We start from the raw sequence: 24,543 nt of genomic DNA, 5'->3' as shown, positions 1-24,543 counted from the left end.
GAGGCAGCCGCAAAAACGACGCTGCCGGACAGAGTCCGTCCTCCAGTCGCGCCGGGCCGAGCGAAAGCAGAGGCAGCCGCAAAAACGACGCTGCCGGACAGAGTCCGTCCTCCAGCCGCGCCGGGCCGAGCGAAAGCAGAGGCAGCCGCATAAACGACGCTGCCGGACAGAGTCCGTCCTCGAGCCGCGCCGGGCCGAGCGAAGGCGAGGCAGCCGCCTACTGAACCCGCACCGGCATCGGCGGCGGGAACACCGGAAACATGGGCCGCGGCAGCACACGGCGCTGCCGTTCGGCGATGACCGCGCCGAGGATCTGCAATGGGGGATACCCGACGGGCGGTGCGACGCGGAGCCGACCGCACACTTCGGTTACGAGCGCGGTGCCCAAATGGTGCTGGGCGGCGGGGGTCAGCGTGCGGAATCGGGTCAGATACTGCCGTACCGCCAGCGCGAGGTCCTCCGGCAGACCGGACAGGTCGAGCTGCGCGCTCCAGCCGGTCAGCCACGGTGGGGCGATCGCTAGCGCGGGCAGCGGCAGCGGCCGTTGCGCGTGCACGACCACCGTGCCCGCGAGCACGTCACCGATGCGCCGCGCGTGCGGCGAGCACATCGAGGTGAGGACCGCGATGGCGCCGAATCCACCGAGCATCCAGAAGTCGACGATGGTGCCCGCCAGGCCGCGGGTGATCGCATGCCGGAAGTCGATCGGTCTGCCGTCCTGACGCACGACCCGCAGCCCGAGCATGAGCTTGCCCAATGTGCGCCCGCGCCAGACGGTCTCACAGGTCACCGGGTAGCCGACCAGCACAGCCACGACGGTGACCAGCACCACCGCGTCCAGCCACGCCGAATCCACACCCGAGGGCAGCACTACCCAGACGATCGCGAACAGGACGAATCCGAGCATGCACTGGACCAGCACGTCGATCAGGAACGCGGTGGCCCTGGTAGGGACCCGGGCGATCGGCAGCTCCAAGGCCACCGCTTCGCCGGTTGTGAATTCAGCCATCTCGATACCATTCTTCCGACCGGTGGGAGTGGGAGGCAACCGAATGGACGTGGACGCATACAGCCTGGCGCACCGCAGGGCGTGGGAACGGCTCGACTACCTGTCCACCCGGAGCAAGCTGACCGGCGCCGAGGCGGACGAACTGGTCGTGCTCTACCGCCGGACGTCCCAGCAGTTGGCGCGATTGCAGTCGCACAGTCCCGACCCGGAGTTGATCGCCGGACTGAGCGCGCTGCTGGCCCGGGCCCGAGGCCGGGTGCTGGGGACGCGCACCGACACCTGGCAGGAGGTCGGCCGGTTCTTCAGCCATCGTTTCCCCGCGGCGCTCTACCGGTCCTGGCCGTGGTGGGCCGGCGTGGCCGCGGTGTTCCTGCTCGTCTCGGCGGGGTTGGCCATCTGGGTGGACCGGTTCGATTCGGCGCGAAAGGTTCTCGGAATCCCTGGTGACAGCGGGGATCTCACCGCGCCCGGCGGCGCGTTCGAGACGTACTACTCGGAACATCCGCAGGGTGCGTTCGCCGCGCAGGTGTGGACCAACAACGCGTGGGTGGCGGCCATAGCCTTGTTCACCGGCGTGTTGATCCTGCCCGCCGTGTACCTGCTGTTCATGAACGCGCTCAATCTGGGCGTCACCGCGGGCCTGATGGCCGATGCGGGGCGGCTGGATTCGTTCTTCGGTTTCATCCTCCCGCACGGCACCCTGGAGCTGACGGCCGTGTTCGTCGCCGGCGGTGTGGGGCTGAAACTCGGTTGGACGCTGATCGATCCGGGTCGCCTCAGCCGGGTGGAGGCGGTGGCCAGGCAAGGCCGGGCGACCGCGACCGTGGCGCTCGGACTGGTCGCGGTGTTGCTGGTGTGTGGCTTCATCGAGGGCTTCGTGACGCCGAGCCCGCTGCCCGCGCCGGTACGTATCGCGATCGGGTTCACCGCCGAGGCGTTCTTCCTGCTCTACGTCTTCGGGGTCGGGCGTCGCGCCGTACTGGAGCAGGCGGGCGAGGCCGCCGAGCCGTCGAGGAATCATCTCGTGACTGTGACCCAGACAACATTGAGCACACACCGAGCGACAGCAGCCCGGGCAACCGACAGCTAAGCCGGATTACGAAGCGGTTTCGAGTCCCCCATTTGAGTTCCGCTGGCCGCAGCGAGTCTTGCTCGAGCTGCGGCCAGCGTTACCGACAACTCTACACAATCGTTATCCCTACGCAACCGTCCCCGCCGAGGTCAAGCGTATAAAGCAGCACGCCAGCAAACCCTTGCGGCATCCGCTCTCCACCCCTTCCCAGCAAACCGCGCGCGGCGGCCGCGTCTACTGTTTCAGCACGCTTACCGCATCCTCGTAATATCTCTCCGGCCGCCCCTCAGAATCGCTCCCCAAGGGGGTCGCGGATATCCCGGGCGGGTTAGCTATGCCAGGGATAGACCACTCCATGGTTAACCGACATGCGCTCTCACCTGCACGTTCATCCGCCAGAAATGACGATTGCTGGCAGCTGACGAATAGAAAGCGACCAAAAGTTGGTTTACCGACGAATAAACCGACGAGTACACAGCCCAGACCGAGGAAGACCGGTCAGTTCCCCGACAGGCTCGGTATTAACCGGCCCGGACATCGGACCTCTCCACCGGTCCCTATCGCCGCCATTCAGCACCTCGGGCGCAACCATAAAGAGGTATGTGATCTTCGCCTCACCATCCCTCCGAAGTGGCCGCAACCTCGCGAAATGGACACCGTGACAGCGGAGTTCGAGAGATCCACATCACACCGCGCTGCGTGTCCTTGCTCAGCCGATGCGGAGGATTCCGGTCACCGTCCCTTGGAGGATCCGTCCGTCGTGGGTGATCAGCGGAGCGGTCTGGAGCGGATCGTGGACGATGGTGCCGGGAAGTGAGTGGGAGGCGGTGACCCCACCGGTATCCGGATCGACGATGGTGAACGCATGCCCGTCGAAGGGGGTGGAGTGGTCGGGGCCGACGCGAGCGATGGTGTAGAGCGCGCCGTCGGCGGTGGACAGACGCGGTACCGCCGCACTGCGGGCCCTGGTCTCCCACACCGTGTGGCATCCGTTGTCGGCCACGTCGATCCGCGTCATGCCGCCGGTGAACGGCGCGCTCGGCGGCACCGCCGGGCCCGCGCCCTCGGGCAGCGCCGGATACGGGTAGCCGTACGTACTCGCGACGAACACGGAGCGATCGATCCCAACCGGTTAATTCTCGCTACCAGCACCGCCTTCGGCGAAATGGCGCGGTGCGAGCGGTCCCCAGTCCCCGGCCGCCGAGGCGGGCTCGCTCGGCAGCAGCGCCAGCGCGCAAGCGGCGAGAATGGTCAGCGCGCGGCGCATGCGGTCATCCTTCGTTTGGGAACGCGGAGTCTTAGCTCGGCGGCGCTTCCAAGTGCTCAGCGAAGCGCTGGTCGGCCAATGGAATCGCGGAACAGCATTCGGGTTTACAGCGCTCTGTCCGCCGACGCGGGGTCGATACGATGGCGCCATGAACAGTGTGCGGGCACGCCTGCTGTCCACCCTCGCGAGTCAGCTGGGCAACCCGCACGGCGTGGTGGGCAAGGGTATCGCTCTTCTGCTCAACCGCGGCAACAAGGCCGCCATCGCCAGCGCAGTGCAGGCCGCCGCCGTCCCGCCCGGCGGAAACGCCGCGGACGTCGGATTCGGTGGCGGAGCGGGGCTTTCGCTGCTGCTCGAGCGGGTCGGCGCCAGCGGCGTCGTGCACGGCATCGAGATCTCCGCCGACATGCTGGCGCGCGCCCGCTCCGGTCACGCCCGCGACATCGGTTCCGGCCGACTGCGCCTCGCCGAGGGCTCGCTCACCGCGCTGCCGCTCGCCGACGACAGCCTCGACGCCGTGATCACGGTCAATACCGTCTACTTCGTCCCGGATCTGGCCGCGGCCTGCGCCGAGCTCGCCCGGGTGCTCCGCCCGGGCGGTCGCCTGGTGATCGGCATCGGTGACCCGGACGCGATGGCAAAGCTGCCGTTCACGCCCTATGGCTTCACTTTGCGCCCGGTGCCGGACGTGAGCGCCGCACTGGAGCAGGCGGGCTGCACCGTCGAGCATCAGCGGCTGTCGACCCGGCCGATTCCGCACCACCTTCTGGTCGCGACGCCCCGATAACTACATCAGCGCGCCGCCGTCGACCCGGATCTCGGTCCCTGTCATGTAGCGTCCGTCGTCCGAGGCCACCATGGCGACCACCCCGGCGATATCTTCCGGACTGCCGAGCGCTCCCCCGTTCAGCCACCCGGTCATCCGGGAGAAGAGCTGCGGATCGAAACCCTCGGGTTGATCGAGGATGGACTTCGTCGTGATACCGCTGGTGATACCGGCCGGAACGATGTTCACCGCCCGCAGCCCCTGCTTGGCGTACTCCAGGGCGATGGCGTGGGTGAAGGAGTTCACGCCGCCCTTGGACGCCGCGTAGGACGCGAGGTAGGGAGCCGCGCTGAAGGCCGCGGTCGAGGAAATGTTGACCACCACCCCGTGTCCGGTGTCCAGCAGCGCGGGCAACGCGGCCTGGGTCATCAGGAAGGTGCCGGTGAGATTCACCGCGATGACCTGGTTCCACACCTCGAGCGACATCTCGTGGGTGCGGGCGGGCCGCAGGATGCCCGCCGCGTTGACCAGCACGTCCAGGCCGCCGAGGAAGTCGAGCGCCTGTTCGGTGGCACCGCGCACGGACTCGGGATCGGCGATGTTCACCTCGACCGTGCGCAATCGCGCGGCACCGTCACCCGACTTCTCCGCGGTGGCCGTCAAGCCGGTCGCGTCGATATCGGCGGCTACCAGCTGGGCACCCTCGTCGAGCAGCCGCAGGGCGATGCCCTGACCGATGCCGGATCCCGCTCCCGTCACCATCACGCGACGACCGTCAAATCTGCGCATGCCAAAAATTAGAACACGTTCTCATTGATCGTCAAGGCACTTCCGCCGCATCACCGTCGCGCACGCCCACCGGCGACCTACTGGCAGCGCCTCCCGCGTGCGGACCATCCCGGGGTCGATGGCTCGGCGCCGCGACCGAACGCGAGGCTGTCGGGCTCAGCGCGGCCCTTCGGCGATCCGCAGGATCATGGCCGCCGTCGCCGCGCCATAAGCATGACTGGCCGCCCTCGGGCGGGCGGTGGGGTAGTTCGAGCGATGCGTGACGAGGACGCCGTTCGGCAGGGTGACGGTGGTGTCCGGCACCGTGGCGACGCAGTTGCCGCCCGCCTTGGCTACCAGGTCCACGATCACCGTGCCCGGAGCGAGCAGGTCCAACGACGCTTGCTCGAGCAGGCGAGGCGCGCAGGATCCGCGGTGCACGGCGGTACAGACGATGAGGTCGGGCGGTGTCGTCGCGAGCAGGTCGAGCAGCGCAGCGTTGTCGTTCTGGTTCGGCACGAAGCGCCCGGCCCCCGCGCCGAGAGCGGCGGACTCCTGTTCGAGTCGGTTGCCGACCGCGCTCGGCTTCTCGTCGTCGAACGTGTGCGCGGCGGCGATCGCGGCGAGCCCGGCCGCCCCGCAACCCAAGACGAGGGAGCGGACCGGACGTGACCGCACTTGTGGGGGAAGCAGCTTTCGGCCTTCGGCGTAGCCCACCGCGCCCGCGATCCGGCTCATGGTGGACAGCGCATCGATCTCGATCGTCGTGTCGTCGCGCGGCACCAGGTCGAACGCGACCGATTCGACGCCGCGCCCACGCAACCGGTCGATCTCGTCGCGGCGGTAGTGCGGATCCTGGAACCCGACCAGGGTCGTCCCGGCCCGCAACGGCATCGAAGCCAGCTCGAAGGCCGGCGGTTTCACCCAGGCCACGATGCCGGAGCGCTCGAATACGGTCGCGCGATCCGCGACGACGAGCGCCCCGGACGCACGATAGGCGGAGTCGGCGAAACCGGCGCCGCGTCCCGCGCCCTCCTCCACGACAACCTGGAGTCCCGCCGTCGAAAGTCCGCGCACATCGTCCGGAGTGAGCGCGACGCGGGATTCCCGGGGAGCCGTCTCACGAAGTACGCCCACGATCACCGTGGGGTCCTCGCTTCCGCCACAAGGGCAGTAAGGCCACGAGCGGCGAGCGCATCGCGATAGGTTTGTCCATCGACGATGTCGCGGAGCAATTGCTCGACGCGGTCGAAGAGTTCGTCGATCAATGCGGGTGACTCATGCCGTGGCGCTTTACGCGGCGCAAGGACATTCAGGCGCACACCGGGACGCAGCGAGCCGGTCCGGTCCAGCGCCACGCTGTCTACGCCCGCGACCGCGAGCAGTATGTCCTCCACCTGCGCACTGGTATGCATACCAGCGGCGTCGAGCAGCGCCCGATCGAACACAAGCGAAAGGAACATGCCTTCCTGGCTGCCCAGTGGTCGCAGCACGTCGGCGCCGAGCCGAGTGTTGATCGCGCTGACGTGCCCGGCGGCCTTATCGATTTGCGCGCGCATGAGCGCGTGGTTGCGTTCGAAGTAGTCCTCGGAAGTGTGCTCGAGGATGGCGCGGACCAAGTGGGTGGTCTCGCGCTGAAAGGAGATGGTGAGCCGTTCCCTGATCCGCTGCAGCCACGCGATGTCGCCGGTGCACGCCGCACCCAGCTTGCACGGACCGAAGGCGTTGTAGCCCTTGGAGTTTCCCGTGATGGTCAAGACGACGTCGTACAGGCGCCGAATGCCCTGGTCGGACTCGACGTGTAACGCCGCGATCGGGATGTGCGAGGCAACCAGCCGGTCGAAGGCCATATCGCAGATCACTGGAACACCGCAGTCCAGCAGAACCCGCCCGATCTCCGCCAGTTCGGCCGCCGTGTAGTCGGCAACCACGGGATTACCCGGCAGGGTGAGCAGGACGCCGCACAACTCGCCCGTCGCGCGCAGTTCGTCGAGGCACCGGGCGAGGCGCAGCGGGTCGATCTTGAACTCGTCGTCCGGGGAAACCGGGCAGGACACGATCCGCAGCCCGAATTTCTCCACGTGGATGCTGGAGCTCTTGTAGAAGCCCTCGGGACAGACGATGACCCCGCCGGGCTTGGCCAGCGTGGCGATCGCTTCCTCGAGCAGCATCGTGCTCGAGTACGGACAGACGATCACCTCCTCCGCGCGCACCCGCACACCGGGGACGCCCTCCACCGGATGCGACAGGCCTGCGAAGAGCCTGCGTGCCGCCGACTCTCGCAGGCTCAGTGGCTGCCGCTTGTCATACAACCGTCCGTCGAGGTAGTCCGCCGACGGCGCGACATGCAGAAGCTCCCGCCACGCGCGGTCCAGCGCGGCGATGGCCTGTGCATCCGGCGCACGGCCGGTCTCGCCGTGGTATGCGTCGATAACGCCCGAGTAGCGGCGGCCGCCGGTCCCCGCGAACCAGGTGTCCGGCGACAAGTGCCCGCGAATTTCCCGTTTCCTGGACTCGGAGCGGTTGGTCAGGGTCGCCAGATCGGCGAGCGGATCGGTGAGCACCGGGCTCCGCGTCACGGCACCTCGCCTTCTACCGAAGATTCCCCTGGTGCGGGCATCGCGTTCCACTTCTCCTCGAGTGCGGCGCGGAACATGCTGCGGCAGTTGCCCTCGGTCAGACGCTCGAAGCCGGTCAGCGGCGGCTCCGCGACGATCTGATCGACCACGATGGCCGACCCGGCGCGCCTGAGGTCGTAGAGTTTCTCGAAGCGCCGGACGGCGAACGCGACGTCGTGCTTGAGCACGGAGAAGCGTGTCGCGACCCGCGCCTGGCGGGAATAGTCGTATTCGCCCACCGCCACGTAGCGGTCATCGACCACGAGCATGCTTTGCGCGTTGCGCGCGTACTCGCGCTTGACCAGCACACTCTCCACCCCCGAGCGAGCCTGTTTCCACAGCTTGTCTTCGTAGGGCCAGACGTCGGAAATGGTGTCCAGCACGTACATCCGACGCACATCGATCTTCGGCGGATGGGTCTTGTCGGCCAAGCGCAGGATCGCCGCGTGGTAGTCATCGCCGACGTCGCCGCCGATCGTGCCCAGATCCGCGGTGTGGATGGCGCGCACCGACGTGGTGGCCTGCTCCAGGATCGTCAGCCAGTCACTGACGGTGTTCCATTCCCAGACCGTGGCGCTGCGCGAAGGGATCTGCGCGAGAATCTCCTCGGCGCGTTCCAATTGCCGGTCGGCGATCAGGCGCAGCGGCTCGATCTCCTCCCGCGCGCCGGAGGCGTCGATCAGACTCTGCGCGATACCCAGTGCGCGCTCGACCAACTCGGGGTCCTTGCCGAGCAGGACGTTGAACCGCATGCGCAGGTCGTAGTACGCGCTACTGGTGGGGCCGGTCGCGGGAGCGGCGCTGCCGTCCGTCGGCAATTCCGCCCCGAGGGCAAGGCTCAAACGTTCGCGCAGGGCGAGCGGCGGAATCCGGGTGCCGTTCTCGATCTGCTGGATGAGACTGCGCGAGCAACCTGCCCTCGTCGCGAGCGCCGCCTGGGTGTATCCGCGTTCTAGTCGAAGCCTGCGGACCAGGTTGCCGACTTGCTCGTCCGAGCCCGAGTCAGCCATCCCGCGCCTCCCATCCCGAGTCGTGCATACCCATGCTCACAGAGTGTCACGCTGCGACATTCTAATCACGATGTGTCAAGGGGCATCGGATGAATCGCGACAGGCGCCGTATCGTTGCCAACGAGATGCTCAGTCGCACTTCAACTTCCTCGCAGCTGCGTGACGCAGCGTTGCCGTGTCGGCACAAAAGTACGCTCCGCAGTATTCGATTCATCCACGAGAACCGATGTAGGGGACCAAATCCGCCACAATCCAATCACGCTGCCTGCTAGTTCAAGCTTGCTAGCTTATTCAATATCATCACAATGCGTTAAAGCTTAGTTGACATCCTCACGTGGCGTTACTTAGCCTTATCCTCGAAGCCACCGCAAATCGACGTCGGCACAACAGTTATCGCCTGCCGAGTCCCGGTGGCCCGATAACTCGAGGAGGTGCCCGACACGGATACCTCGATATGGCGCCGTGCAGGCACCGCAGGCAACAGCTTTGGCATCGCCCGGCCGGCCGCCCTTCTCGGCAACGCGCCGATCTTCTGAACCCCTCGGACACACAGCAATCAGGCACGGACGGATCCACCGCGTTCGGGCCGTGACCGAGCACGGTCACCGCGTCCTCAGCCCCACCGCGGTTCCGCGTCATCCCGAGCACAGTGAATGCGAGCGGAGCATGGCACTCGATATCACCGATTCGATCATCACCAGCGACATCACCCCGGAAAACGCACGGCTGCTGTCCCTTTCCCCCGGCGGAGCATGGGAGCTCAGCTGGTTGCCCACCGTCGCCCTGACCCGCGAACAAGCCGTGAACGGGATGGTGCTCGATGAACTGCTCAGCGACCCCGGCACCGCCGCCAACGACCTCGCGCTCGAAGTGGCCGCCATTCGCGCCGCCGAGCTCGGCTTCAGCGTGCGCGACGTGCTGCTCCGGCTGTACCTCCGCATCGCGCAACGCGATCAGGACAACGCCCGCCACTCGCACACACCCATACCGGCGGCCTGACCCGGAACCGACCCGCCGCCCCCGGATCGCGACATCGGTTCATCACGGCACCGACAACGTCCCGAATCCCGGGAACACGGTGACCGTCCGCCCGCGGTCACGATCGCGATGACCTATCCCGCCCCGGTCACTACCGGACCGGCGCCGGACCGCAATCGCACGGCTGCCGCGCGGTGTATCGATCCGGCATGTCCATGCTGCCGGAACCCCGTCGCCAGGTCGGACCACTGCACCCGCGCACTGGAGGCGAGGCGGCCACTGCCACAGGACCGGCCAGCACACCCCACGACACCTACTCGGACACGGCCACAGCTCGCGGCGCAGCATGTTCTGCATTCCGCGTAAGCGCCCTCCTACTTGCGTCCGGCATCCGGGGAGCGAACGATTAATTGTGCGTCGGCCGCGGTCGCGGGCCGTGCGGCGTCCTGCCCTCGGTGGACCACGACGCGCCGGCCCCGCGACACCGTGGAGATCGCTCCGCACAAGGAGGATCAGATGTTCATCCAAGTCATTCAAGGCAAAGCCGCAGACCCCGCCCGTTTGCGTCAGCGCATGGATCAGTGGACCGAGGAACTACAACCCGGAGCCGCCGGCTACCTCGGCATGACCAGCGGACTGTGTGACGACGGAACGTTCGTCGCGCTGGTTCGATTCGAATCCGAGGAGGCGGCCCGGCGCAACAGCCAGCGGCCCGAACAAGGCACCTGGTGGGCCGAGACCCAGAAATGTTTCGACGGACCGGTCACCTTCCTGGACTGCTCCAACGTGACCCAGTGGATGGGTGGCGGCTCCGATCGAGCCGGATTCGTGCAGGTCATGGAGGGCCACACCCGCGACGCGGGCCGACTGCGCGAACTGCTGGAGCAGACCGGCGACCGTGTGCACCAATTGCGCCCGGAAATCATCGGCGGCACCCTCGGGACCTGCGGCACCGACGGGTTCGTCGAGGCGGTGTATTTCACCTCCGAAGCCGAAGCCCGCGAACACGAGAAGATGGAGATTCCCGACGATTTGAGGTCGCTGTTCGAAGAGGAACAAAGACTCATGGGTGACGTGACCTACTTGGATCTGCACGAGCCGAAGTTGGTGTCGGCGCGCAAGTAGATCAATCCGATCGGCCCGCTGTTCAGGGCGATACCGAATAGCGGTGCCTCGATACCCGCCCGAATCCGCGTCGTCGCCGAGCGGCTTCATCGATGGAGTCGGCTGCCGGACGTGGTCAGCGATGCGATCTGCTACCAGCGCCGTTGTCGCCGCGCCGCGGCAGCTGATCGGCTTCGACGTGGCGACTGCTCGGCCGATGCGGCGCCCGGCCGCAGCATTCACCTCGGTCGCGATGCTGCTGGCCGTACTTTTTTGTGTCGGTACGCCGCCGATGCCCAGCCACCCGCCGCAAGCTCACCACCAGACCCTCCGAATCCCTTCCCAATAGTGGGAGGTCGTGCGCCGTGCTGGTGCGAGCCGGTGGTCCACAATATCTACCTCTCAGTGTCGCTGACGCAGAGTGGAGGACTTTCCGGGCCATGGGTCAATTGTTGCGGGTGGATACCGACCTGCTGCGGGCTCTGGCTCCGGAACTCACAGCCATCGCCGACGCGGCACAGCAGGAACTCGAACGCCTGAAGGAGAGGTTGGCCAGCGAGGGCGAATGCTGGGGCAACGACGAGCCAGGGCGGGTCTTCGGCGAAAGCTACGAGCCAGCGGCAAAGGAGGGGATCACCGGTTTCGAGAACCTGGTCCACAACCTTCACGGGATGAGCAGCAGCGTCGCAGGCGTCGACGAGACATTCGATAATCAAGATCAGAATCTCGGCTCCCAACTGCGCAACCAGCAGCCCGGCTTCGATCCCGGCGCCTCCGTGCCGTTCAGCCCATCGTTCGGTCAGCCGGGATGGAGCCCTGGACCGCAACCGATCACCACGCCCAACCAGCTCGAGCCGACTGCCACTTCCGACGCCCCTCCGTTTACCCAGGCGGACAGTCCGAAGACTCAGATTCCAGCCAACTCCCCGGTGTATCAGCCCGGCGGCTACCCGGTCGCGCCTGAACAACCGAATGCCACCGACTACGGTCCGAGCGCGACTCCCACTCCGCTCGACCAGGAGCCGGTACCGGACACATCCGCGGCACCGACTGCTCCGGCCCTTACGTCTCCGACCGTGCAACCACCGGCGGCACCAGCTGCGCAGTCCCCGGCAGCGCCATCCGCCACTACACCACCTGCTGCCAACACGACGCCCAAGCCCGGCGTGTCCGATCCGGCAGCCGCCCGGCGCCCTCCGGAGGCCCGCTGGGCGAGACCGCCGATCGATACGCCCTGGCTACGAAACGCACCCGGCACGCCTTGGTCGCGAACTGCGCCCGGCAGCCCTTCGCCGGGACAGGTTTTTCCGCCCCGTCGCACAGGTCCGGAACCGGGTGCGGCAAACTCCGCGAAGCCCGGAAAAGACGCCGAGCGTCGACCGAAACGGGTATCGGCCCAACCGGAACGTCCCCGCGTGCGGACCGACCCCGCCGCCGTGGCGGCTGCCCATGCGCTCGCCGCCCGGCACGGCTTGCGGATCGTCGGGTTCGAGTCCTCGGGCGTCGAGAAACACACGGTTGACGAGATCGCGGCGGCCGTCGACGGCATCCTCGGGAAATATTCGTTCCTCGATCTCGGCGGGATCGAGATCACCGACCTGCGCGATGCGGCGGTGTCCCGCGTGGTCTGGGGTCGGGCCGTGGACGAGGGGCAAGAGCCGGTGACGGGCGCATGGATCCTGCTCGACCGGGTTGTCGTGGCGAACCCCGCCGTCCTCGGCGAAAAGCTGGCCGCCGCGGCACGATCGGGAGATCGAGTAGCAGGATCACGGGAACGGCCGATGTATTCGACCATCGTGCGCGACTTCGGCCGGATCCTGGAGGCGGCGGCGGGCCCCCTGGTCCGGCAGCTGGCGCAGCGGTCGCTGATCATGGAGTACCGGCGCATCAGCGGGCCGTGGGACCGCCGCGACACGCTCGCGGCCATCGTCCGCGGCTACCGGGAGTGGCGCGCCCAATTGGGCCGCGCCTGCTTCGCGGCTGGCCGTTTCGACGCGAGGGCGGCAGTGGTCGAGTCGTTCACCGAAGTGGAGCTGCGTGGCGATAGGGCGTGCGGACCGGCGAAGGTGCTGCACCGGCTGGCCGTCGAGCACGTACGCGGACAGTCGAGCGCGTAGTGGTACAGATACCCGGCCACTTCCCCGAGTGGCTGGTGGAGTTGGTACTCGGGCATATTCCCAAGGGCCTCCCGGAGGCGTTGGGCCGGGCGGCGGACGCCTGGTCGGATACGGCGGATGGCCTCGAGGCTCTGGCGGATCGGCTGGAAGCGGCGCGGGCGCGGTTGGCGCAGGCGGTCGAGGGCGAAACCGGTGACGCGATCCAGAAGCAGTATCGGCAGCTGATTGCCGATACACAGGCGCAGATCGAGTACAGCAACGCCATGGCCCGGCGGTTGTACGACTTCCGGAATGCCGTCGAGTATCAGCTGTACACGATCTTCGGCATTGCGGGAGTGATCCTCGCGCAGGTGATCGCCAGTATGGTGCTGCCTCCTCCCGGCAGTATCGCGAGCGCGATTGTGAAGCGAGCCGAGGGTGAGGCGACGATGGCCGTCTCGCAGCGCGGGTTCCTGATGGCGATGCTGGTCCGGGTGGCCCGGTTCGAGCTCGACTACCCTTTGGTGGCGCTGGCCACCAAGGGCATGTTCTTCGGGGCGGTGATCGGCGGCGGGGTCCCTTATGTCGCGCAGCGGGTTCAGATCGAGCAAGGCCACCTGCAGAAGGTGGATTGGGAGAAGGTGCGCCTTGGGGTGGCGGCCGGTGCCGTCGGCGGGATCGTGGGCGGCGTGGCCGGTGGTGCCGTCGCGCCCGCAGCGACCCGGGTGGGCGGACGCGTACTCGGCACGGTAGCCGCAGGCGGCGTGGGTGGTGTCGCCGGTGGTGCGGCGGGTGCCGTGACCGTGTGGGCTTTGACCAATGGGGAAGTGCGAGCCAAGGACCTCGCCACCATGACGTGGCTAGGGTTCACCTCCGGCCTCGTCAGCTCTGCGGGAGCCGCGGTGCGTGCCGCACGGGCCGCCGCCTACACCGGGCAGGTCCCCGGACGAGTCGCGTCCCCGGATGTCGGGCAGGTCCCCAGACGAGTCGCGTCCCCGGATGCCGGGCAGGTCCCCGGACGAGTCGCATCCCCGGATGTCGGCCAACCTCCGGACAGTGCGTCGCCACAGCTGGCGATTACCGAGCCTGGGGTTGGTCAGCCGCCCCGGACCCAAGCAGCGAGTCCTGAGCTCATTTCCCAGGTGGAGCCGCCGCGGGCGAGGACTCATGAGCGATTGTCCGGGGACGGTAGTGACGACCGGCCAGGTGACCTCACGCCCGAGAAGATGGCGGAGGTCGAGATGATGCTGGAGATCGAGGGGATCTACCGCGACCTCGGACCGGATCTCGACGCACTGATAGCGAGAAACGACCCTGGCAACGCGCCTGGACAGGATCTGGGAGGAGGAACAGGAGCAACCCCTCGTACCACAGGCCCGCACCCGGGTTCGCCGGGTTCGCCGCACCTGCCGTCTTCCCCTGGGGCAAGTTCTGGCGGCGGTGACCCATTTATTGCTATCAATCAGACGCAGCACATGCTGCGACTGCAGGACCCCTCGGGGGCGGTCGGGACCATGGACCGCCCCGACGCCAGCTTCGGCCAGCCGCAGATCGACGTCGGCGGAGCTCAGGTGCGTCCACAGCTGGGCACCGACACGGTCGTGGACGCAAGCAGCACACCATTGGATACCCCTGGGCACACCGCTGGAATGAACGACGGCAGCGGTGAATACGTGCTCCATATCGGGCCGGACGGGGACATGCAGTTGGTGCAGATAGGTACCGATGCACCACAGGAACCGATGGCAGTACGGCCGACCGCCGATACCGGCGCGCCGCCGACCAGCGACCAACCGGCCGTTGTCGATCTCGATGCGGACTTCGCACACTTCGAAGCGCAATTCGCCCAAAGCCCGGAACAAGTCGGTGCGGACAATCAACCCGCACCACAAGCCACCGACACCACGCCGCAGGTGTCGCCACCCGTCGACACGAACTTGCCGCCGACCCCACCGAAACAAGCTCCGGACAGCACACCGCAATCGCCGCCTCGGCCCGCTGCTGAGTCGAACAACCCTGTCCAGCAAGCAACCCCACCACGACCGGCTCCGGATCCTACGAATACGACGACGCGCCTGGGCACCGACACGAACAACCCCGCAGCGCAGGCGGACCCGCCGAATCCAGATGCCACACCGCCAGCGTCGACGACCCACCCGGACGCGAACGCCAACAACCCTGTCGCACAACCGCACCCACCATCAGCCTCGGATACTCCGCCGACGTCACACGCCGGGAACGAAACCAATGGCCCTGCTGTACAAACCGGGCCACCGGAACGACCTCTCGACACCGCTACGTCGGGCTCCGTATCCTCCGCGGCACAAGCGCTCCCATCGGCAGCCGCAGCATCAGGAGCGGCAGCGGCATACACCGCAACATCAGCACCACAACACCCGACACCGGATGCCGTCCACGCTCCATCCCGGCAATCGGTCCCCAACACGACCCCCCAATCGGCGTCCACCCCGGGCGCGAATAGCCCTGCCGCGCAAACGCACCCTATACAAACGCCATCCACCGGCGCCCCGACAGCCAACCCCGCAGAACACGCACAAACCACCACAACAGCCCAGGCCCAGCCCCACGCCGCAACCACCAGCCGACCGGGCGCGGACAACGACGAACCCTCCGCCGATCCAGAGGAGTTCACCGATCCCCGGGAGCACAACGTCCAGAAGGACCCCCGGGAGCACAGCATCCAGAAGGACCCCCGGGAACACAGCATCCAGCAAGACCCCCGGGACCACAACGTCCAGAAGAAACCGGCAGGGGATTACATAACCATCCCCGGCGTCTCCTACCCGTTGGAGGACGAACCACCCGCCAACGCCATACCGGTGGTACCCCACCTACCCGCCACGACTCCCCTGCCCGACGATTCCGTCGGATTGGCACGCAGCTCCCAGGACCCTGACGACCACACCGCAAACACCCTGGATCCCGCATCGCCACGCCCTCCGGACGTCACCAATCCGCTGTCGGATCGCCATCTGGCGGCGCCCCCGACCCATCTGGACGCCGATTCCGGCAAACCAGGCCCCGCACCCGTCCTGCCCGGCCGGTACGCCACCGAACCCGACCCCGAAACCCCCGGCGCACCCCACAAACCCACGGCACCGCAACAGCATCCCGACAGCCTCGAATACAACCCCGACCAATCCGGCGTACCCATCGTGGCCGGACCACCACCCCGACAACTCACCCCACCCCAGCCGCCGGTCCAACGAAAGCGCCTCATCCCACAGGCCCAGGCGTCGATGGGCGACGGCGAACCCAAACCACGCAAGCGGAAGCCACCGGCGGAACCGGGCAAGGCGAAACCCATGGTTCCCGAGGCCAAGGCGTCGGTGGGCGACGAGTCCGACCGTCGCAAACGGCGCAAACAGCAACCGCCGCCCCAAGATGCCTCGAACGTCCCTGCGAAGACCCCGTCCGGGCGGGCAAACACGCAGAACTCCGATGACAGTGCACCGCGCCAGCGGACGGAAGCGAGCCGAGATCACAAGGTGGTTCGTCGGCCGACCCCCGGCACGACCGATGCCAGATACCAGTCTGTCATCGCACCCGCCGTGACCCCGGTGGGCGGACGCGCGCTCGGCACGGTGGCGGCAGGCGGCGTGGGTGGTGTTTCCGGTGGCGCGACCGGTGGGCTGACCCCGTGGGCGTTGACCGCAGCGACTCCTGAACGCACGTCCGTCACCAGCCAGGCGAACCCGCGGCAGGCGACTCCCGAGCCCGTATCGGGAGATGGTCATGAGAGAAAGCCGGATGTCACCACAGAGATGATGGCGGCGGCCGAGGTGATGATCGACGAGCTCTTCGGCGACATCGTCGACAAATCACCGGAATTGCGCGCGGACGTGACCGCGTTCGAGAGCGGCCCCGGCGACGAGCCCGGGCAGTCTCCGGATCAGGGAGGGGGAACCACTCCGTATCCGCGAACCCCTGGCCCGCAACCTGGTTCGCCACTGTCCTCGCCTGGACGCGCCACCGGGTGGCCTGCATGGGACATGTCCCAGCTGGCGAGGAGTTCGGTCGCGATCGCCGCACCGCTCGAAGGTGCTTGGGGCGGGCAGATGTCGCCGACAAATCAGGTCGAACCCGGCGGCGTGCAAGTGCTTCCGGCCCAGACGGGCACCGACGTGATCACCGACGCGCCGATCGCACAACCGGACGCCGGTGCGCTGAGCACCGAGATACTCGTCGCGAAAGACGGCAGCAGTCCGTACATGGTCCAAATCAGCCTCGACGGGGTGCGGTTGGTAGAGGCCGGCAACGAACGCCCCCTCATCGATCTCGATGCCGAATTCGCCCGGCTCGAAACCGAACTCGCGCAGACTCCGGAACAAGCGGATACGGACAATCCCCCTGCATCGGCGAACCCGCCGCAACAAGGGGTCACACCACCGGCAGCGTCGTCACGACTCACCGTCGACGCGAACAGACCCGGCACCCCCGCGGTCGCACCGAAACCAGGTCTCGAGGCCACCCGATCGGCGTCGACCCATCCCGTTACCGACGCGAACAACGCCGCCGCACCAGCGGACCCAGCTCGGTCGATTCTGGATGCCACGGCACCGGCACCCCGTTCCGAGGCCGCCAACCCTGCGCCACAAACGAGCCCACCGAGGCAACCTCCCGCAACCACCGCGCAAGCGACGTCAGGCTCCATGCCCGACGCGAACATCTCCGCGGCACAAACGCACCCACTGAGCCCCACCGCTTACACCGCGCCAGCACTGTCGGGCCAGACACCGGACGCCGACAGCCCTGCCGCCCACAGCAACCCGCCGACACCGCCCCCGTCCACCGGACCTCTGACTACCGACCCCACGGAAACCCCACCCACACAGCCACAGGCCCAACCTTTCGCCGCGATCGGTCTGGGCACCGACGACGACGAACCCACCGCCGAACCGAGGTTCCCACCACCGGGCACGATCGTGCCCGACCCACCCCGAACGATCGTGCCGGACCCCCGGGAACACAACGTATGGCAGAACCCGGCCGAGCGAGCCGAGCATTGGAAGCGACCGCCAGGGGACTACGTCACCATCCCGGGCGTCTCCTACCCCCTGGAGGACGAACCACCCGCCAACGCCATACCCGTCATCCCGCGCGTACCCTCGGCAACCCCGACTCGCCTGCCCGCCGATTCCCCGGCCTTCACTCCGACCTCCGAGGACCCCGACGGCAATCGCGCGAACCTACCCGGCTCCGCGCAGCCACGCCCACCGGAGGTCCCCGAACCACTGCCAGGCCGGCACCCTGCCGCGCCGGCAACCCACCTGGACGCCAATCCCGAGCGACCAGACCCCACACCCGTCCTGCCTAGCCGGTACGCCCTCGAACCCGACCCCGAAACTCCGGGCGCACCCCACAAACCCACGGCACCCCAACAGCATCCCGACAGCCTCGAATACAACCCCGACCAATCCGGCGTACCCATCGTGGCCGGACCACCACCCCGACAACTCGCCCGACCCAAGCCGCCGGTCCAACGAAACCGCCTCATCCCCCGAGCCCAGGCGTCGATGGGCGACGGCCCCGAACCGCCCAAGCGCAAAAAGCAACCGCCGCCGACCCCGCTACCTGAACCACCGCGGAAGGCAACGACTCCTCCGCCCGATAACCCCGAATCCGCCGGATCCGGGAGGACAAGCAGGCAGAGCCCCGAGAGACGATCCCAATCTGGTTCGGCTCCACAACTGTCTGGTTTGAGCGACCGCGCTCCGCTGGTGGTAGACCGGAATCCTCCGGCAAGGCGAAACCCACAGGTGACCCGTGAGCTCGTGGAACGGGCCCGCAGATCCGTCCACGAGACTCTGGCGAATTGGCCGGTCGAGGGGTACCGAGATCGGGCCGAGACGATCGTGCAGGAGTTGGTGCGGCGTGCGCTGGCACTGTCCGACCCAAATCGCCCGGACCTGCGTGATCCGGAGGTGTCGGTCCAGGTACTCGGGGAGCCAGGTAGCCGACGGGCGTTGGTGAAGGTAACCGATCACAACAATCGGGACTTGCCCGCCAAGCCGCAAGGGGCCGCCTTCGGTTGGCGCGCTGCGAAGTTGATCGAGCAGGCAACGAATACATGGGGCTTCGAACTGCCGCAGGGCCAAGGAACGACGGTGTGGTTCGAGCTCCCCGAGGGCGCCGAGCGGGATCCGTCGCAGGCAATGCCCGAACCCGCGGTGAACTTGACGTTCCCGCCGGGTGCCGTCGCGCCCGGCGCGTCACAGGCTCGGCGCACGGTCAAGGATTTCCTGACGCAGATCGGCGTTCCGGAAGGTCAGCTCGATGACGTAGTCACGTTGGTGTCGGAGTTGGTGGGCAACGTCGATCGATATGCCCCCGAGGGCCATGCGCAAGTCCGGGTTTGGGTAGACGGGAACCAGTTGCGCGTGGCGATCGGTGACGAAAGCCGCGGGCTGCCGAAGCGACAGAAAGAGAGCGACTTCAGCGGCTTCGACCTGGACACAGCCGACTTCGACATGGAAGCGTTCGATCTGGGTGCATTGGAGGCCGGGACCCACGGTCGCGGTATCGGACTGATGGAAGAGCTGTCCACCGTGTGGGGCGTCACCCTGAGCCCGGCTGGCAAGGACATCTGGTTCGAGGTCCTGATTCCTTCGACAACGCAGCCCGAGACGGGTGCGACGACGCCCACAGCGCCGGAGGTGGACCCGCGCGGTGGTCGGCAGGCCGAGCCGAACGACTCGGCGCAGGACTCGCCAAGTCGTGGATTGTCCGAGCGCGAAATCGAAGTACTCGCCCGGATCGCCGAGGGTAAATCCAACGCGGAAATCGGTACCGATCTGGGAATCTCAGAATCCACCGTCACCAACCACCTCACCAACATCCGTCGCAAGCTCGGCACCGGTGATCGAACGGCAATGGCGGTGGCGGCGCTACGCGCGGGCCTGCTCCCCAACGAGGCCCCCACCACCCCAGACACACCCACACCCACGTTGTCCAAGCGCGAGATCGAAGTACTCGCCCTGGTAGCGGAGGGCAAATCAAGTCCGGAAATCGGTACGGAACTGGGGCTCTCGAAACGCACCGTTGACTCCCACCTTCTGCGCATGGGTAAGAAGTTCGGCACCGGTGATCGAACGGCAATGACAATTGCAGCGCTACGCGCAGGCCTTCTCCCCAGCGAGAACCCCACCACCACAGACACACCCACACCCACGTTGTCCGAGCGCGAGATCGAAGTACTCGCCCTGGTCGACGAGGGCAAGTCGAACGCGGAAATCGGCACCCACCTGGGAATTTCTGGCCAAACCGTAGTAGTCCACCTCAGAAACATTCGTCTGAAGCTCGGTACCGGCGATCGGGCGACCATTGTCGTGCGAGCGCAGGACGCACAAAACCTCGCCGGAGAACCCGCGACACCACCGGTCCCCCTACCTGCCGATTTCGACCCCGCGGAGCAGCAGCCACCGAGCGATGCCACACTGACCGATCTCGAGGTCCGGGTACTCGGCCTGGTAGCGGAAGGAAACACAAACAGCGCCATCGCGACATCGCTGGACACTTCGGAGAAGACTGTCGGCGCCCACCTGACTCGAATCGCCGAGAAGCTCGGCACCGGCAAGCGGGCGGCGATGGTCGCCGTCGCCCTGCGCACGGGAATCCTTCCGCTCGACAATCCTGCCGACGCCGACGTAAACGGAGATCTGTCCGCCCGTGAGATAGACATACTTGGTCGAGTAGCAGACGGCGAGACAACCTCACACATCGCGGAGGATTTGGGAATATCACCGCGCTCGGTGGAAATCCACCTCGCCCGCATCGGTGAGGAACTGGGCATCACTGATCGTGCGGGAATGGTCGCGATCGCACTACGCACAGGCCTCCTTCCCCTCGACCCGACCACCGCCGAACGAGCTCAGACAAACGCCGATGGCGAGTTGTCCACTCGCGAGATCGACGTTCTCGGACTGGTAGCGGAGGGCAAGTCCAACCAGGAAATCCATACGGAACTCGGCGTTTCGCCGAGAACGGTAACTCATATCCTGACCAGCATCGGCAAGAAGCTCAATGCCGTGAACCGTGCGGCGATGGTCGCGGTGGCGCTGCGCACCGGCATGCTCCCGCTCACCGCCCCTGCAACCACAAGCGAACCAACACCCACCGCGCACGATCTCGATACACATTCGGCTGCCCCGTCTGCACCGGAAACCGACCAACCTCGATCGCCGCAATCCGACAGGCGTGGCGAGCGGCCCGCAACTCAGGAACTGCAGCAGCCTCGATCGCCGGAGCCCGATCCCGGGTTTGTCCGCTACCGGCAGGCGCTCACACAGGCTTTCGTCACCAGTCCGGGCGTTACGGAGTCCGACCCGGTGAGCCAGTCGTTGGCGCAGATGACCGAGTCGCAGCTGCGGCGTGCCCGCGAGCCCCTGAATTCCACTCAGCGAAGGCTGATTACCGAGGCGGTGCAAGCAGCGCATCGTGGCGAAACTATCGACATCTTCCAGAGCGCCGCGGTGGAGAGGTTGGCGAAGGCGGTACATGCGGCAGCGCTGGCCGATGGCGAGGCGCAGCCGATACCGGCCCCCAGCGAGCAGAACCCGAGCATCGCGGCGTCGGAGTCGCCACGTTACGGCGGGCTGACCGATCGTGAGGTCGAGGTGCTCGACTTGGTCGCAGCGGATAAGACGAACCAGGAAATCGGGGCACTGCTAGGTACTTCGGCAGCCACCGTCAAGACCCAGCTGTCCACCATCGGCGGCAAGCTGGGTACCGGCGATCGAGCGGCGATGGTCGCGATCGCGCTGCGCACAGGCATCCTCCCGTTGACCGCTGCCGTCGCAGATCCGTCGACTCCTACGGATGACATCCAGTTGTCTGATCGCGAGGTCGAGGTCCTCGGCCTGGTCGCCGAGGGCCGGACGAACAGGGAAATCGGGGTGGAAGTCGGCCTTTCCCCAGCGGAAGTGAAGGGCTGGCTGACTCGAGTCGGCGGCAAGCTGGGCACGAGCGGCCGAGCTGGGATGGTAGCGATCGGACTGCGCAGGGGTTTCCTTCCCGCTACCGTGAACGAACCCGCCCCCGCCGCCGGCCACGGTGGGTTAACCGATCGCGAGGTCGAGGTGCTCGGCTTGATCGCGGAAGGCAAGAGTAACAGCGACATCGGCAGCGACCTGGGAATATCGACGGCCACTGTCGACTCCCATCTGGGTCGGATCGCGCGCAAGCTTGGCAACAGCGACCACGCAGGGATGGTGGCGATTGCGCTGCGCACCGGCATCCTCCCCATGACCGTCCCGGACTCGCCCACCAGCGGCTCCGAAACAACCGAGCCCCCGGACCGCACGACCACCAATCGATCCTCAACTCGCCGCACAGGCGGATCCGGAGCCACCGGACCACTACCGGGCGCCGTGGAACCCTTCCACGATGTCGATCCCCGCGCGGTCCTCGACCTCCCACCCGACCCGAAGCAGAACCGGCGATTCGGACGCAGACCTGGACCCGACCCCCGAGTCTTCCATCACCATGAGGACGATCCGCTGGGCCGCCCCTATGGTCCGGGCGTACCACACCGAGACGATACCGACACCGCACCGACGCAACGGTCGAGTGATGCCGCGGCGTCGGCAGCCGAGGCAGATCCAGGAGAGGCGGCGCAACCCACCCCACCGACAGCTGGGTCACCGCCACATGGGGCGCCGGGCGACCCTGCTAACTCGCCAGATACGACGCCCGAGAATGCGACCCCAGTCGCCGAACCGGACGCGACATCCGACCCGACCCGAGCGGCGCTGTATTCGGCCGTACGGAACCGACAAGAGGTCGACTGGAATACGCCGGTCGAGAATTCACAAATCCTGCTGATCGGCGAGGATCACAGCAATATATCCGGACGCGTCTTTCTGGGCCGTCAAGCTGCCGCGCTGAAAGCGGCCGGTGTCACACACTTCTGTATTGAGGCGAGCCCGCACCCAGCGTTCGATGCCCTGAACGACGGCAGGTCCGCAAATTTGTTCAATGTAGAAGCCGGACCAGCATGGGGTGGGTCGTCCGGACTGGTCTATGCAATGGTCGCGGCAGGGATCACAATTGTCCCGTTCGACGTCAGAAGTCCGGGATCGAAGTTCGGTTCGCCGCTGCGCGATATTCGAGAGTCGCATATGGCGAAAACAATCGCCGGAGTTGCCCACGAGAATCCGGACACTAAAATCGCCGTACTGGTCGGCATGGACCACCTAGCGCTTGACCAGGAGATCTGGGAGAGGAAGACGGGTGCTTTTGCGGTATCAATGAATGCTCGCCTCCGAGATGCAGGCTACACGACAACATCGGTCTCGCTGTGGGGTGGTGAGATGGCGCAACCCGGCGTTATCAACAGTATTGCCGAGCATTTGGGCGTGCAGGATGAAACCTTCCTCGCCGATCTTCGAGACTTCCATGCGACTGGTGGCGGCTTCCCGGACTGGGAGTCCGATTTCTTGCTGCACCTCGGCAGCACAGATAGTTTCTGGCTGCCCGGAGCCGACCGGAACATCGTCGGATGGGGGCCGCTGCCCGGCGCTCCGGAGCTGGCGCCGTATCCGCCGCCATCCGACCTCCACGGGGTAACCCCAGAGCATAGGATGCCACGACCGCCCTTCGCGCACGTTGTCAACCATCTGCACCTAACCCTGGCGCGCGACGGACTGATCCTCTACGACGACGCGCTCACTGCACTCGGCGACGACCTTCGCACTCTGACCAGCGACTGGACCAACGACGACCATGCCCGTTCAACGGTCAGCTTGGGTGCGGAGTTGATCTCGATGTACACGAACTCGACGGGTAGCGCCGACATCACGGCTATGAAGACCGGTGAACCGGGGCGCCGCATGATGCGTGTCGAAGTATCTGCACCAGACCGCGAGTCCGGGGCTGTGCTACCGGAATTCCTCGAAATGTACCTGACGGGCAAGCTCAATCTGCTGACGCACCGATACGGACGCGCTGCAAACGGCACGACGATCTGGTTCGAATTCGACGAATCCGGACCGGATTTCGGCCTCCCAGGTCTGGCCGCAGTCCATGGCGTCGCTATCGAGACCGATCAAGGTCGTCCTGTAGCCGACAATCTCCAAAGGGAGGACAACACCACCGACGACGGCATGTCTGCAACTCCCGGCCAGCAGACCAATGAAGTCTCCACTCGATCGATATCGGTACAACAGCCGGAGCAGGGTTCCGTCATATCACGGGCACAGCCCGCTGCACCCGAGCCTGTGGTGTGGCCGACGCCAGGCCAGCATGCGACCGTACCGGTAGCAAACGCCGATATCCAGCATGCCGACACCATCACCGAAGGCGGACTGAGAACCGTTGCGGACGAAACTGATTCGCAGCAGGCTGGCGCCACCACCGTAACTGTGCCGAACTGGCAGCCACCCGCCGACACCGCTTCGGACTCCACCGGGGCGGAAAGCGCCGACGCAGTCCTCACTCCGGATCCGGCGGCGACGAGCACACCCCACCCCGCGACGCAGGCCCGCACGCCCCCCGCCCCCGCACGACTTCCATATCGTTCCCAACCCCGAGGACGACATCTTCGGTGACCTCCGTAACCCCCTCAACCCCGGCGGACTACGCGGAAACAGACGCCTGGAAGAGCTCGGAAAGGTCCACATCGACGGCGGCGGCTTCGCCCGCGGAGACGACGAACCCGAACCCACCTCGGCCGAGGAGTCCGGCGAACCCGCAGCACCCGACCCACAGCGCAACCCCGCTCCGCCCGACGACAACGCGGTAGAACCCGCCCCAGCAGCACCGACACATCACAAGCCCGGCGCCACACCATGGGCTCGAGCCGAAAACGCCGAGCAGGCCCCTGCGTTGAGCACACC

The 24,543-nt window shown here is 66.6% G+C and carries 13 protein-coding genes; 6 read left to right on the top strand and 7 right to left on the bottom strand.

All coding sequences use genetic code 11. The annotated features are described in order from the left end of the window. Positions 1–217: 217 nt before the first annotated feature. Positions 218–1,009: an RDD family protein gene (locus ACWPXK_RS02795; RefSeq protein WP_454194423.1), complete on the bottom strand. Its 792-nt coding sequence runs from the start codon at positions 1,007–1,009 to the stop codon at positions 218–220. A 43-nt stretch (positions 1,010–1,052) separates the two neighbouring features. Here ACWPXK_RS02795 and ACWPXK_RS02790 point away from each other — a divergent pair, with 43 nt between their 5' ends. Beyond that, positions 1,053–2,099 carry a stage II sporulation protein M gene (locus ACWPXK_RS02790; protein ID WP_454194422.1) on the top strand — a complete coding sequence of 349 codons (1,047 nt, stop codon included), beginning with the start codon at positions 1,053–1,055 and terminating at the stop codon, positions 2,097–2,099. A 691-nt stretch (positions 2,100–2,790) separates the two neighbouring features. Here ACWPXK_RS02790 and ACWPXK_RS02785 read toward each other — a convergent pair. Beyond that, positions 2,791–3,192 (bottom strand): hypothetical protein, encoded by a 402-nt coding sequence (locus tag ACWPXK_RS02785; RefSeq protein WP_454194421.1) that lies wholly within the window; start codon positions 3,190–3,192, stop codon positions 2,791–2,793. 21 nt (positions 3,193–3,213) lie between these two features. Then, the gene (locus ACWPXK_RS02780; protein WP_454194420.1) at positions 3,214–3,348 is read right to left on the bottom strand and encodes a hypothetical protein; all 135 of its coding nucleotides are present in this window, start codon (positions 3,346–3,348) and stop codon (positions 3,214–3,216) included. Between the two features lie 148 nt (positions 3,349–3,496). On the opposite strand from ACWPXK_RS02780, the gene ACWPXK_RS02775 reads away from it, so the two are divergent. Further along, on the top strand, positions 3,497–4,135 hold the full coding sequence (locus ACWPXK_RS02775) for a class I SAM-dependent methyltransferase (RefSeq protein WP_454194419.1): 639 nt from the start codon (positions 3,497–3,499) through the stop codon (positions 4,133–4,135). On the opposite strand, the gene ACWPXK_RS02770 is transcribed toward ACWPXK_RS02775, so the two are convergent. From ACWPXK_RS02770 to ACWPXK_RS02755, 4 genes are all read right to left on the bottom strand, one after another. Further along, positions 4,136–4,903: an SDR family NAD(P)-dependent oxidoreductase gene (locus tag ACWPXK_RS02770; RefSeq protein ID WP_454194418.1), complete on the bottom strand. Its 768-nt coding sequence runs from the start codon at positions 4,901–4,903 to the stop codon at positions 4,136–4,138. Between the two features lie 156 nt (positions 4,904–5,059). After that, on the bottom strand, positions 5,060–6,025 hold the full coding sequence (locus ACWPXK_RS02765; protein WP_454194417.1) for a hypothetical protein: 966 nt from the start codon (positions 6,023–6,025) through the stop codon (positions 5,060–5,062). Then, positions 6,022–7,461, bottom strand: coding sequence for a pyridoxal phosphate-dependent aminotransferase (locus tag ACWPXK_RS02760; protein WP_454194416.1), 1,440 nt, complete (start codon positions 7,459–7,461; stop codon positions 6,022–6,024). Before ACWPXK_RS02760 ends, ACWPXK_RS02765 begins: the two co-directional genes overlap by 4 nt. Continuing rightward, positions 7,458–8,510 carry a helix-turn-helix transcriptional regulator gene (locus ACWPXK_RS02755; RefSeq protein ID WP_454194415.1) on the bottom strand — a complete coding sequence of 351 codons (1,053 nt, stop codon included), beginning with the start codon at positions 8,508–8,510 and terminating at the stop codon, positions 7,458–7,460. The genes ACWPXK_RS02760 and ACWPXK_RS02755 overlap by 4 nt, the downstream gene beginning before the upstream one ends. Positions 8,511–9,176: 666 nt before the next feature. On the opposite strand from ACWPXK_RS02755, the gene ACWPXK_RS02750 reads away from it, so the two are divergent. The 4 genes from ACWPXK_RS02750 (at position 9,177) to ACWPXK_RS02735 (ending at position 24,255) form a co-directional block, all read left to right on the top strand. Then, positions 9,177–9,509, top strand: a complete 333-nt coding sequence (locus tag ACWPXK_RS02750; protein ID WP_454194414.1) for a hypothetical protein — start codon at positions 9,177–9,179, stop codon at positions 9,507–9,509. Positions 9,510–10,004: 495 nt separating this feature from the next. Beyond that, positions 10,005–10,613, top strand: a complete 609-nt coding sequence (locus tag ACWPXK_RS02745; protein ID WP_454194413.1) for a hypothetical protein — start codon at positions 10,005–10,007, stop codon at positions 10,611–10,613. 419 nt (positions 10,614–11,032) lie between these two features. Further along, positions 11,033–12,709, top strand: coding sequence for a hypothetical protein (locus ACWPXK_RS02740; protein ID WP_454194412.1), 1,677 nt, complete (start codon positions 11,033–11,035; stop codon positions 12,707–12,709). A 35-nt stretch (positions 12,710–12,744) separates the two neighbouring features. Beyond that, a complete protein-coding gene (locus ACWPXK_RS02735) occupies positions 12,745–24,255 on the top strand; it encodes a LuxR C-terminal-related transcriptional regulator (RefSeq protein WP_454194411.1) in 11,511 nt (3,836 codons plus the stop codon). Positions 24,256–24,543: the final 288 nt, after the last annotated feature.

Source organism: Nocardia sp. Marseille-Q1738 (assembly GCF_965283145.1).
Note: the sequence above shows the minus strand (reverse complement) of the source record. Positions and strands in the feature narration are given on the sequence as shown.

What these genes read in the sequence shown, in the direction of transcription:
- ACWPXK_RS02795 (WP_454194423.1), bottom strand. Translation starts at nt 1,009, where the DNA reads ATGGCTGAATTCACAACCGGCGAAGCGGTGGCCTTGGAGCTGCCGATC.
- ACWPXK_RS02790 (WP_454194422.1), top strand. Translation starts at nt 1,053, where the DNA reads ATGGACGTGGACGCATACAGCCTGGCGCACCGCAGGGCGTGGGAACGG.
- ACWPXK_RS02780 (WP_454194420.1), bottom strand. Translation starts at nt 3,348, where the DNA reads ATGCGCCGCGCGCTGACCATTCTCGCCGCTTGCGCGCTGGCGCTGCTG.
- ACWPXK_RS02775 (WP_454194419.1), top strand. Translation starts at nt 3,497, where the DNA reads ATGAACAGTGTGCGGGCACGCCTGCTGTCCACCCTCGCGAGTCAGCTG.
- ACWPXK_RS02770 (WP_454194418.1), bottom strand. Translation starts at nt 4,903, where the DNA reads ATGCGCAGATTTGACGGTCGTCGCGTGATGGTGACGGGAGCGGGATCC.
- ACWPXK_RS02755 (WP_454194415.1), bottom strand. Translation starts at nt 8,510, where the DNA reads ATGGCTGACTCGGGCTCGGACGAGCAAGTCGGCAACCTGGTCCGCAGG.
- ACWPXK_RS02750 (WP_454194414.1), top strand. Translation starts at nt 9,177, where the DNA reads ATGGCACTCGATATCACCGATTCGATCATCACCAGCGACATCACCCCG.
- ACWPXK_RS02745 (WP_454194413.1), top strand. Translation starts at nt 10,005, where the DNA reads ATGTTCATCCAAGTCATTCAAGGCAAAGCCGCAGACCCCGCCCGTTTG.
- ACWPXK_RS02740 (WP_454194412.1), top strand. Translation starts at nt 11,033, where the DNA reads ATGGGTCAATTGTTGCGGGTGGATACCGACCTGCTGCGGGCTCTGGCT.